General features: G+C 60.1%; 10 protein-coding genes. 8 read left to right on the top strand and 2 right to left on the bottom strand.

What is annotated here, in order from left to right:
- Window positions 1-191: 191 nt before the first annotated feature.
- The 4 genes from CAF92_RS16845 to CAF92_RS16830 are packed head-to-tail and all read left to right on the top strand — an operon-like array spanning window position 192 to window position 3,914.
- Window positions 192-1,904: a copper resistance system multicopper oxidase gene (locus CAF92_RS16845; protein ID WP_085601424.1), complete on the top strand. Its 1,713-nt coding sequence runs from the start codon at window positions 192-194 to the stop codon at window positions 1,902-1,904.
- Window positions 1,901-2,245 (top strand): hypothetical protein, encoded by a 345-nt coding sequence (locus CAF92_RS16840; protein WP_046615972.1) that lies wholly within the window; start codon window positions 1,901-1,903, stop codon window positions 2,243-2,245. The genes CAF92_RS16845 and CAF92_RS16840 overlap by 4 nt, the downstream gene beginning before the upstream one ends.
- Window positions 2,235-3,227, top strand: a complete 993-nt coding sequence (locus CAF92_RS16835) for a copper resistance protein B (RefSeq protein WP_085601423.1) — start codon at window positions 2,235-2,237, stop codon at window positions 3,225-3,227. Before CAF92_RS16840 ends, CAF92_RS16835 begins: the two co-directional genes overlap by 11 nt.
- Window positions 3,228-3,236: 9 nt before the next feature.
- The gene (locus CAF92_RS16830) at window positions 3,237-3,914 is read left to right on the top strand and encodes a cytochrome c (RefSeq protein ID WP_085601422.1); all 678 of its coding nucleotides are present in this window, start codon (window positions 3,237-3,239) and stop codon (window positions 3,912-3,914) included.
- 10 nt (window positions 3,915-3,924) lie between these two features.
- Here the strand turns inward: CAF92_RS16830 and CAF92_RS16825 are convergent, their stop codons facing one another.
- Entirely contained in the window at window positions 3,925-4,188 is a 264-nt protein-coding gene (locus CAF92_RS16825; RefSeq protein WP_085601421.1) for a DUF3077 domain-containing protein, read from the bottom strand.
- Between the two features lie 401 nt (window positions 4,189-4,589).
- Complete coding sequence (locus tag CAF92_RS16820) at window positions 4,590-6,767, bottom strand: TonB-dependent siderophore receptor (RefSeq protein WP_085601420.1); 2,178 nt, start codon at window positions 6,765-6,767, stop codon at window positions 4,590-4,592.
- Between the two features lie 181 nt (window positions 6,768-6,948).
- On the opposite strand from CAF92_RS16820, the gene CAF92_RS16815 reads away from it, so the two are divergent.
- The 4 genes from CAF92_RS16815 to CAF92_RS16800 all read left to right on the top strand — a co-directional run bounded on the left by CAF92_RS16815 (window position 6,949) and on the right by CAF92_RS16800 (window position 11,169).
- On the top strand, window positions 6,949-7,641 hold the full coding sequence (locus CAF92_RS16815; protein ID WP_085601419.1) for a response regulator transcription factor: 693 nt from the start codon (window positions 6,949-6,951) through the stop codon (window positions 7,639-7,641).
- The gene (locus CAF92_RS16810; RefSeq protein WP_046615965.1) at window positions 7,641-8,987 is read left to right on the top strand and encodes a sensor histidine kinase; all 1,347 of its coding nucleotides are present in this window, start codon (window positions 7,641-7,643) and stop codon (window positions 8,985-8,987) included. Before CAF92_RS16815 ends, CAF92_RS16810 begins: the two co-directional genes overlap by 1 nt.
- An 82-nt stretch (window positions 8,988-9,069) precedes the next feature.
- Window positions 9,070-9,960: an alpha/beta hydrolase gene (locus CAF92_RS16805; RefSeq protein ID WP_085601418.1), complete on the top strand. Its 891-nt coding sequence runs from the start codon at window positions 9,070-9,072 to the stop codon at window positions 9,958-9,960.
- 147 nt (window positions 9,961-10,107) lie between these two features.
- A complete protein-coding gene (locus CAF92_RS16800) occupies window positions 10,108-11,169 on the top strand; it encodes a hypothetical protein (protein ID WP_085601417.1) in 1,062 nt (353 codons plus the stop codon).
- The last annotated feature ends 55 nt before the right edge of the window (window positions 11,170-11,224 follow it).

The raw sequence follows: 11,224 nt of genomic DNA, 5'->3' as shown, positions 1-11,224 counted from the left end.
CCACAGATTCTGCATGCCATGCGCTTCATCATCATACCCACCACAAGCTGACAGAAAAGTAATCTGAAGCTCAGCCAGCTGACAGCGCAGGTCCGCTAGCGTTAAGGAAGATTGTGGGGCTTCTCGACCCACGGCTGGGGCGTTCAACCGCCTGAATACCAGCAACTTTTCGACTGACTGGACGCAACGGCATGCAAAGCAAAACCACCAGACGCTCCTTCGTCAAAGGCCTGGCCGCTACCGGACTGCTTGGCGGGCTGGGCATGTGGCGCGCGCCGGTCTGGGCCGTGACCAGCCCCGGCCAACCGAATGTGCTGAGCGGCACCGACTTCGACCTCTACATCGGTGAGCTGCCGGTCAACATTACCGGCACTGCGCGTACAGCGATGGCCATCAACGGCTCCATCCCAGGGCCGATCCTGCGCTGGCGCGAAGGCGATACCGTCACGCTACGTGTGCGCAACCGCTTGCAGCAGGACACCTCCATCCACTGGCACGGCATCATCCTGCCGGCGAACATGGACGGCGTGCCGGGCCTGAGCTTCCATGGCATCGCCCCCGACGGCATGTATGAGTACAAGTTCAAGGTCCAGCAAAACGGCACCTACTGGTACCACAGCCACTCCGGTTTCCAGGAGCAGGTCGGGGTTTATGGCGCCTTGGTCATCGATGCGAAGGAGCCTGAGCCATTCACCTATGACCGAGACTACGTGGTCATGCTCAGCGACTGGACGGACGAAGACCCTGCACGGGTGCTGTCCAAGCTCAAGAAGCAGTCCGACTATTACAACTACCACAAGCGCACGGTGGGTGATTTCGTAAACGATGTGAGCGAGATGGGCTGGTCCGCCGCGGTAGCCGACCGCAAGATGTGGGCCGAGATGAAAATGAGCCCCACCGATCTCGCTGATGTCAGCGGCTACACCTACACCTACCTGATGAACGGCCAGGCCCCGGACGGTAACTGGACGGGCGTGTTCAAGCCGGGCGAGAAAATCCGCCTGCGCTTCATCAACGGCTCGGCCATGACGTATTTCGATGTACGAATTCCCGGCCTGAAGATGACCGTTGTCGCGGCGGATGGGCAACATGTCAAACCCGTTGCGGTCGACGAGTTCCGCATCGCCGTTGCCGAAACCTACGATGTCATCGTCGAGCCCGAAAGCGAGCAGGCTTACACCATCTTCGCCCAAGCCATGGACCGTACCGGGTATTCCAGGGGCACCCTCGCTGTTCGCGAAGGCTTGCACGCCCCTGTCCCAGCTGTCGATCCACGGCCGATCATTTCCATGAGCGATATGGGCATGGACCATGGCGGCATGAACCACGACAGCATGGCCGGCATGGACCATGGCGACATGGCTGACACCAGCGCGCCCATGCAGAGCCACCCAGAGTCCGAGACCAACAACCCCCTGGTCGACATGCAAACGATGACCCCGACGCCAAAACTGGGCGATCCGGGCATCGGCCTGCGTGACAACGGCCGCCGTGTGCTGACCTATGCCGACCTGCGCAGCACTTTCCCGGACCCGGACGGCCGCGCGCCTGGTCGCACAATCGAGCTGCACCTCACCGGCCACATGGAAAAGTTCGCCTGGTCCTTCGACGGCATCAAGTTCTCCGATGCCGAGCCACTACGCCTCAAGTATGGCGAGCGCCTGCGCATCACCCTGGTCAACGACACCATGATGACCCATCCCATCCACCTGCATGGCATGTGGAGCGATCTGGAGGATGAGAACGGCAACTTCATGGTGCGCAAACATACGATCGACATGCCGCCTGGCTCAAAACGAAGCTATCGCGTCACGGCAGATGCCCTGGGGCGTTGGGCCTATCACTGTCACCTGCTGTTCCACATGGAAATGGGCATGTTCCGCGAAGTCCGTGTGGACGAATGAACTGGAGAATCGAGATGAGCAAACCAACCAAACGAAGCGCGTTTTTCCTTTCTGCCGTGATGGCCGGCCTGTTTGCCGTGTATGCCCCGCCGTCGTGGTCCGGCGACAACCAGCAACCTGCAGATGGCGCAAAAGCCAAGGGTGCTCAAGGCATGGACCATGGTTCGATGAAGGGCATGGATCATGGCGCCATGAAGGGCATGGACCACGGCTCGATGAAGGGTATGGACCATGACGCCATGAAAGGAATGGACCATGGTTCGATGCAAGGCATGGACCACGGCAAGATGATGGAATCGCATGGTGGCGATAAAGCTGAGGCAGGGAAAGATGCTCAATAGCCTGGCACGACCATCGCTGCTGGCATTGACCGTTTCGCTCGGTGTGCTGGGTGCTGCGCCCAGCTTCGCCGCTGAAGAAATGGACCATTCGACGATGGACCACGGCAAGATGGATCATGGCAGCATGCAGGGCATGGACCATGGCGCCATGGATCATGGAGCTATGAACCATGGAGCTATGAACCATGGAGCTATGAACCATGGAGCTATGAACCATGGAGCGATGGACCATTCGAAAATGAACCACGGCTCGGCGGATACGCCAACAACCAGCCGAACCCCGATCCCGGTGCTGACAGATGCCGACCGCCAGGCAGCCTTCCCCCCATTGGGTGGGCATCAGGTGCACGACAGTGCGATCAACAGCTTTTTCCTGCTGGACCAGCTCGAGTATCAGGATGCCGATGAAGGTAGCACGCTGGCCTGGGATGCTTCTGGCTGGGTAGGCGGCGATATCAACCGGCTGTGGATCCGCTCCGAAGGTGAACGCACCAACGGTGTCACCGAGGATGCCGAATTGCAGCTGCTGTACGGCCGCTCGATCAGCCCATGGTGGGATGTGGTTGCCGGGGTGCGCCAGGATTTCAAGCCTGAATCCCCCCAGACCTGGGCGGCGTTCGGTATCCAGGGCATGGCGCTTTACGACTTCGAAGCCGAAGCCACCGCGTTCATTGGCGAGAACGGCCAGACTGCCGCGCGCCTGGAAGGCGACTACGACATTCTGCTGACAAACCGCCTGATCCTGCAGCCGACCGCTGAAGCCAATTTCTATGGCAAGAACGACCCTGGGCGCGGTGTGGGTTCGGGCCTGGCAAATACCGAAGTCGGGCTGCGCCTGCGCTATGAAATCGTCCGCCAGTTCGCCCCCTACATCGGCATTACCTGGAACCGTTCCTACGGCAAAACCGCCGATTTCATCCGCGACGAGGGTGGTGATGTGGATGAAGCGCGTTTCGTGGCCGGTATCCGCATGTGGTTTTGAGAACCAGACATGAAAAGAACAATAACAACGCTTGTTGCAGCAGGCGCGGTGGCCAGCGTGGCCGTGCTGGGTGCTGCGTACTCCGGTCTGGTCAACGTCGGAGCCGATGATCCCCATTTCCCCGCCGTGCATGCCTTTCTGGCCATGGCACGGGAGCGCTCGATCGCAGTGCGGGCCAGGGACATCGAGGTGCCAGACCTCAAAGATGAAGCGCTGATCCGTACCGGCGCCGGTAACTACAATGCTATGTGCATCGGTTGCCACCTCGCCCCTGGCGTCGAGAAGACCGAGCTCAGCCAGGCGCTGTATCCATCGCCCCCCAACCTGGCCAAAAGCGGGATTGGTGGCGACCCCGCTGCGGCGTTCTGGATCATCAAGCACGGCATCAAGGCCTCCGGCATGCCGGCCTGGGGCAAGAGCATGGGCGATGAATACATCTGGGGCATCGTCGCCTTCCTGGACCAGCTACCCCAGTTGAACGCCCAGCAGTACAAAACGATGGTCGCGGCCAGTGGCGGCCACCAGCATGGTGGCGACGAGAGTGAAATGCACAACCATGAAGGCCAGCACCGCGGCAACGTGCCTGGCCACCATGGTGAGCAGGCCTCGGGCGCAGCCCATCATGATGAGGGGCATTCAAAGGCGCATACTCATCGCGATGGCAAGGCGCACATCCACAAGAACTGAAGGCAAGCACTCACTGCTTCATGCCCAACTCAGCATCATCCATCAGCGCCTTGGCCATCGCACTCAGGTAGTGCGCAGCCCAGATCATCATCGGCTTCTCATCCATCAGGCCGGTGATGGTCAGTTCGCGGACATAGCCCATCAACTCTGAGGACTGTTCGCGGGCGTCTCTGCACGGGATGCCGGGCTCGATGCGGAACAGTGGGTGGGTGCTGTTTTCGCCCTGGTAGAAGGTGGTTTTGCCGACGGTGAATTGGGTGTCTTCTGTGGTCATTGTTGAATCCCCTGAAAATGGGTGTTTTCAAGGGAATGAATATCGTGGGGTGGATCGGGGACAATCTTAAGCATGGTGAGGTTCTCAATTGATTGGCCAGAACCGCCACTCATTACTTGCAGTGTGATGGGTGGCGGCCACGTACAGGTCTGCAAGACCGGCAGAGAACGAAACCGGCAGGTTCGAAAACCTCCCGTACGCAGCCACCATCAAGCGCGCGCAATGGCATGCCATTGGCTATTGGTGATCGGTAATCGTTCTCTGAGCGGGCTTGCAGGCCCGGTCGCTGATTTGGCAACGACTGGGCCACACTAGGCCGCCAGGAGCACCACCGCAATGGCTCAAGGGCGCTAGGAAGCTATTTCAGAAATGGCCTACACGCAACGGGAAAAATCTGATTATCAGAAGTCATACCGCGCCCCAACCATCATGCTCCGCGACGGCCCGTAGAAGTTGAACGTCGAGGTTGACCCCACCCGCGACAGGTAGTCTCGGTCGAACAGGTTGTTGATATTGAAGGTGGCCGTCAGCTTCGAAGTAACCGGATACGACAGCATTGCATCCACAGTCGCATAGCCTGGCGCGTCGATGCGCACACCGCCGTTCTCGGAATAGAAGTTGCTCATCGCCGAAATACCGCCACCAATGGCCAGGCCGTTCAGCGGCCCTTGGCTGATGGTGTACTTGCTCCACAGCGATGCCTGGTTGCGCGGCATGATGAAGAAGGTGGTCTCGGCATCGCCCTTGAGGGTTTCGGTTTCCATCCATGTGTAGCCGGCCAGCACTTCCCAGTTTGGCGTCAGCTTGCCGCTCACTTCCACTTCGGCGCCTTTCACACGGGTCTTGCCGGATGCAACAGAGTCAGTGGTAGCCACGCCGTCGGCGTCATACACGGTGGTCGCGCGGTTCTTGTCGGTAAGGCGGAACACCGAGAAGCGAGTATTCAGGTCGCCGCCGAAGTAGCTGCTCTTGAGACCGAACTCGTACTGCTCGCCCTCACGCGGCTTGAGCACCCGGCCATTGCTGTCGGTGTCGGACTGCGGCTTGAACACCTGCGAATAGCTGGCGTACAGCGCGTGGTTCTCGTTCAGGTCGTAGACCAGGCCGCCATAAGGGGTGAAGTGGCCATCCACGCGTTTGCTGTCGTTGGTGGTGGCGCCGCTGCTGAGGGTGGTGGTGTAGAAGTCACCGCGATACCAGCTGAAGCGGCCGCCGGCGATCAGCGCCAGCCGCTCGACCGGGCGGAAGGTGACCTTGGAGTACAGGCCGTATTCCTCTTCCTGCATACCGGTCTCGGTGCTGTAGTTGGGCGATGGCTTGGCGAACTGCTTCGGCGAGTATGTGTTGACGTTGATGGCGCCCAGGTTGGTTGTGCCGTTGAGGTACTCGGTGTCGTAGTTCTTGTAGTCGCTGCCGACCACGAATTCGCTGACCTGGCCGAAGGTTTCGAACGGCTGGCTGTAGCTGGCGTCGAGCGAGTAGGTGTCCTGGGTGAAATCGCGGGCGCTGGCGCGCTCGGAGTTGGCGCCAGTGGTGGCGTTGGTCGCGGTGAAGGCGTACAGGTAATTGGTGTCCCGGTGCGAGCCACGGGCAGCGACACGGCCATAGCCGCCGTTATCGAAGCGGTGGGTCAGCTCGGCGACCAGGTCGGTGGTCTTGCCGTCGAAGTAATTCCAGTCAGCACCCAGGAACTTCGAATGGCTGAAGTCGGGTACTTCGCCGGACAGCGTTGCCGGATAGCCGTTGTGCGGTGTGATGTTCTTCACTTCATGAATCAGGCCGAACGACAGGGTGGTGGCGTCGTCCAGGTCGACGTCCAGCGCACCGTAGTAGCTGTTGCTGGTGTTGGCGTTGTAGTCGACTTCGCCATTGGTGTCGTCACGCGAGGCGATGAAGCGCCCGCGCACGCGGCCGGTATCATCCAGCGGCCCGCTCAGGTCGATTTCTTCGTGATTGGTGTCCCAGGTGCCATAGCTGCCTTCGACGTGCCCCTGGAACTCGGCGGTCGGGCGCTTGCGCACCATGTTGACGATGCCACCCAGTTCGCTGGTACTGCTGAACAACCCGGCCGGGCCACGCATGATCTCGATACGGTCGAATGCCGCCAGCGACGGTACTGTACCGAAGATGCTGGCCATGGGTGCCGGCAGGCCGTCGATATTGAACTCGCTGTACTCGTAGCCACGGGCATAGATCGACGATCGGCCACTATCGTTGGTCAGGGTTCGCAGCCCGGCGGTGTACTTGGCCAGGTCATCGAGGTGCACGAACTGGCGGTCCTTGACGTAGTCCTGGGTGTAGACGGTGATCGATTGCGGGATGTCCTTGAGCGCTGCGGGGGTCTTGGTACCCACGGTGGCGGCGTCCACGCTGTAGCCGCCGGTTTCTTCCGACGGCAGCATGTCGTACAGGCGGTTGCCTTCGATGGTCAACGCCGGCAGGTCAAGCGCGCTGTCATCGGCAGACGCCTGGGTCGCTACCGATTCGGCCAGTGCCGACAACGAAAACGGCGCAAGCAACCCCAGCACCAGCCAGCCCCGAACCCGTCGCGAGTCCCCCAAACTTTTGAAACTGCTCATGACACACCTTTCCCCAAATGGTAGTGATTCGCAAACGAAACAAGTTGCTTTTTGCGAACGATACCGAAGGGAAATCGGGGGTGCAGCAGGATTAACCTTCTTAACACATCCAGCCGTTGCCCTCGCCCTGCCGGCAATGGGATGATTCGTAACTGATACGAATTCTCATTCAAGGCTCGCCGTGCCCACCTCACTCCTCCTAGCCGAAGACGACGCACGCCTGCGTCAGGACCTGGAACGCCATTTCCTCAACCGGGGTTTCCGGGTGCACGCATGCGCCACCGGCGGCCAGGCCCTGGCTGCCATACAGCAATCACGGTTCGAGCTGGTGCTGCTGGACATCATGCTGCCGGGCGTCGATGGCCTCAGCCTGCTCGACGAGTTGCGCCGGCAGCAGGCGGTGCCGGTCATGCTGATGTCGGCGCTGGGGGCCGAGCAGGATCGCATCAGTGGCTTTACCCGGGGTGCGGACGATTACCTGCCCAAGCCCTTCAGCCTGGCCGAGCTGGACGCCCGAGTCGATGCATTGCTGCGGCGTGTGGCGTTCGATCGCGGTATGGTGTTGCGTGCCGACGTCGGCGAGGTGATGCTCGATCACGACCGCCAGGACGTTATCCACAACGGCAAGGCTGCCGGCCTGACCGCGTCCGAATTCCGCTTGCTGGCCACCCTGCGGGCCCACCCCGGCGAGGCCTTGAGCAAACCGTTTCTCTACCAGACCGTGCTGCACCGGGCCTACACCCGCCTGGACCGCGGCCTGGATGTGCATGTATGCAACCTGCGCCGCAAGTTGTCCGACATCGCTGCCCAGCACCTGCAGATCCAGGCCATACGCGGCCAAGGGTACATCCTGGTCGACACGGAACAAGCCTGATGCGCCGTCATCCCTTGCTATGGAAACTGGCCGTACTGCAGGTCGGCTTCTGCCTGTTGCTGACCTGGCTGATCTGGACCTGGGGCCTGTCGGTGGAGCGCAGTACCTACTTCCTGTCCCAAGCCGACCAGGACTACCTGGCGCGCTTTGCACAGCAAGCCGAACAGGCCTGGGAGCAAGGCGGCGCGGCGGGTGCCGAAGCCTGGCGCAGGCAACTGGAAAAGGCCGAGGGCACTTGGGTGGCGCTGGTCGGGCCGCATCTGCAGAGCCTTGGCAGCACCCCACTGAGCGCTGAGGAAGCCAGCCACCTGACCTTCATGCGCAAGCTCGACTGGCCTATGAGCCGACGCCTGCAGGATGAACTGCCCTACGTCAGCATCGAGTTCCCGCAGCATCCCGAGCACGGTCGCCTGGTAATCCAACTGCCCGAGCACCTGTTGCCTACCGGCCTGACCCCATGGACCCATGTGATCACCCATGGCGTTGCCCCCACACTGCTCGCCCTGCTGCTGGTTCTGGCACTGTACCGCCACCTTGTGGTGCCACTGAACCGCCTGCGCGACCGCGCCGACGCCCTGCGTGCCGACGACCTCGACAGCCCGGCCCTTCCCCTGCAGGAGCGGCGCGATGAGCTTGGTGAACTGGCGCAGGCCTTCGAGCACATGGCCGGGCGCCTGCGCCAGAGCCTGGAACAGCAGCGCCTGCTGCTACGCACGCTGTCTCACGAACTGCGCACCCCGCTGGCGCGGTTGCGCATCGCCCATGACAGCAGCTTGCCGCCGGCCCAGTTGCGCGAGCGCCTGGACCGCGAGGTCACCGACATGCAAAAGCTTCTGGAGGACACGCTGGACCTGGCCTGGATGGACACCGAACAGCCCAGCTTGCCGACCGAACCGGTGTTGATGGTTTCGGTGTGGGAGGCCTTGTGCCAGGACATCTGTTTCGAAAGCGGCTGGGACCGCGCCCGCCTGCCCTGCTCGCTAGGCACCGACTGCGTGGTGCAAGCCCACCTGGATAGCCTGGCCCAAGCCCTGGAAAACCTGATGCGCAATGCCATCCGCCACTCGCCGGCCGAGGGCCGGGTCAGCCTGGATGGCTGGCTGGAGGGCGACTGCTGGCACCTGCGCCTGAGTGACCAAGGCCCCGGGGTGCCGCACGCCGAGCTCGAACGCATCTTCAAACCCTACCAGCGGCTGGCCGACAGCGGCGCGGGCTTCGGCCTGGGCCTGGCCATCGCCCGCCGCGCCATCGAACTGCAAGGCGGCCGCTTGTGGGCCAGCAACGGTCACCCGGGCCTATGCCTGCACATGACTTTGCCGATGGCCCAGGACTGTTTAGAAAGTTAATGCGCTTTACGCTCAATCAAGGCTGATTATCATCTGGGTATTCCTGCCTTGCGCTCCTTGCAAAGCCCTGATGAGAAACCTGATGAGCAAGATGACCCTGACGCTGGCTTTGGTGCTGGCCCTTGCGGCCCCTGCTGCTCTGGCGCAGCCCGAGCATCAACAGAGGATGGATACCTCGCTGCTGCAGCGCCAGGACCTGGCGTACCGCTTCAGCCAGCTCGACCTGGACTCGGCCGATGGCCAGCGTCATTACCGCTTGTGGGTCGGCAAACCAGACCGCCCGGCGCCAGCAGCAGGTTACCCGGTGCTGTGGATGCTCGATGGCAACGCCGCGCTGGGGGCGCTGGACAGCCCGCTGTTGAGCAAGCTTGCCGCTGGCCAGGCGCCATTGCTGGTAGCCGTGGGGTACCAGACCGATCAGCGGATCGATCGGGTCGGGCGTACCTATGACTACACTCCGGCGTTGCCTGGGCAGGCTGAGCAGTTGGACGCGTTGACCGGGCAACCGAGCGGTGGCGTGGACGAGTTCCTCGATCTGCTGAGCGAGCGCATGCGGCCGCTGGTGGCGGGTGTGGCACCGATCGACCTGCAGCGGCAGACGTTGTGGGGGCATTCCTATGGTGGGCTGGCCGTGCTGCATGCGCTGTTCACACGGCCTGGGGCTTTCAGTGCCTATGTGGCGGCCAGCCCTTCGCTGTGGTGGCATGACGGTGCGATCGTGCGTGAGGCGCAGGGGCTTGGCCAGCGCTTGGGTAGCAGCCAGCCTAGGTTGTCGCTGATGCGTGGGAGTGAGGAGCCGGCTAACCCGCGCATGCCGGTGCAAGGGGATGAAGAACGGCCGGCGCGGGAGCTGGTGGCAGACCTGGCCAAGGTGCCGGGGTTGCAGGTACGGTTCGAGCGGATTGACGGGCTGGGGCATGGGCCGATGTTACCGGCCTCGCTGAAGCGGGTGATTGAAGGGATGTCACAGTAGAGCCGATAACGACCTGAAAACATTGAAATAAAGGTGCACCATGATGTCTGGGCGAAGGACTGCCTTACCGCCAGAAATGGCCTATAGCCATCACTCATGATTTACTGATACGGTTCATTCATGTGCTCTATGAATCACGGATGAACGATGCGTCAAAGATACCATTACCTTATTGAGATAGACCTGAATAATAGCGAAAAGCCAGAAACACTTTTTTCTGGATTTATCGATTACAGCGGCGGCGGTTCGTATCAAGACCAACTGGTAATCACAAACCGAAAAATTTCGATAAACTGCACCCGAGCCTCAAAAATCGATTTGAATGGCGTATTCAACAACTACCAAAGCGCACTGTATGGGCAGATCACTAAAGCTATATTCTTCTACATCTGCAGAAAAACGACAATCCCAGAACTAACCTCCATTACCATATCAACCCAATATCGCAACCGCCCAGCCGGTGTAAAGAAGATCGAAGATACCGACTTCAAAAGCCACGCCAAGCTCACATCCGGATTCCTTTCTGGCTTCAAGATTGACCGACTTGAAGCCATCCTCGCAGAATCAGAGAAAGGTGCAGGTCTTCTGAAGGCTGTATCTCACCTGACTCGCTCGAAAACCAAACATGACATTTATGACCGGTTTGACTCTCTGTGGAAGTCATTCAATGCTCTTTATCGGACTATCGCCAAGAAAAGCACTGAGCTCGAATGCCAACAGACGACCAGATCACTTCTCCTAGACCATGCCCGAGCGTCGGAAAGCTCGAGAACCTTGCTGGGAGACATAACGGCAGATGAGCTACGCAAGAAACTCCGCTGGAGGCAGTTGATCCTCAACGATTACGAACATGACGGCAAGGCAGGCGCATTCAAAGATTTCGTACTGAGGTACACAGACGCCAGACTCATGCAAGTATTCAAAGAGACTTTGTCTTACCGTAAGGATTCGCTCACCAAAGCCCAGCACATCGGCACCGTAGAGGCACATATAGAGAAACACCTCAAGGCAGGCTTATCGAAAAGCCAGGAAGTCATTGCCATCCTGTGCATCAAGTATGCTTACTTCGTTAGAAACAAATCCGCTCACGGAGAGCGCCTTGACAGGATCATTGGCCTGAGCAACAAAGAAGTCATCGAGGTGAAATGGCTCAGTGACCTACTCGAGTGCTTGATAATTGATCTTATAAATGCCAATGATCTCTATTAAACTCAGGACCGGCTGAGGAAGAAAACGCGATACTGACCTAGGCTGCCCTGTTAAG

Source organism: Pseudomonas sp. B10(2017) (assembly GCF_002113295.1).
Lineage (GTDB): Bacteria > Pseudomonadota > Gammaproteobacteria > Pseudomonadales > Pseudomonadaceae > Aquipseudomonas > Aquipseudomonas pudica.
This window is presented reverse-complemented; position numbering and strand designations above follow the sequence as displayed.

Coding starts and splice junctions, on each gene's coding strand:
- CAF92_RS16840 (WP_046615972.1), top strand. CDS start 1,901: ATGAACTGGAGAATCGAGATGAGCAAACCAACCAAACGAAGCGCGTTT.
- CAF92_RS16820 (WP_085601420.1), bottom strand. CDS start 6,767: ATGAGCAGTTTCAAAAGTTTGGGGGACTCGCGACGGGTTCGGGGCTGG.
- CAF92_RS16835 (WP_085601423.1), top strand. CDS start 2,235: ATGCTCAATAGCCTGGCACGACCATCGCTGCTGGCATTGACCGTTTCG.
- CAF92_RS16805 (WP_085601418.1), top strand. CDS start 9,070: ATGAGCAAGATGACCCTGACGCTGGCTTTGGTGCTGGCCCTTGCGGCC.
- CAF92_RS16845 (WP_085601424.1), top strand. CDS start 192: ATGCAAAGCAAAACCACCAGACGCTCCTTCGTCAAAGGCCTGGCCGCT.
- CAF92_RS16830 (WP_085601422.1), top strand. CDS start 3,237: ATGAAAAGAACAATAACAACGCTTGTTGCAGCAGGCGCGGTGGCCAGC.
- CAF92_RS16825 (WP_085601421.1), bottom strand. CDS start 4,188: ATGACCACAGAAGACACCCAATTCACCGTCGGCAAAACCACCTTCTAC.
- CAF92_RS16810 (WP_046615965.1), top strand. CDS start 7,641: ATGCGCCGTCATCCCTTGCTATGGAAACTGGCCGTACTGCAGGTCGGC.
- CAF92_RS16800 (WP_085601417.1), top strand. CDS start 10,108: ATGCGTCAAAGATACCATTACCTTATTGAGATAGACCTGAATAATAGC.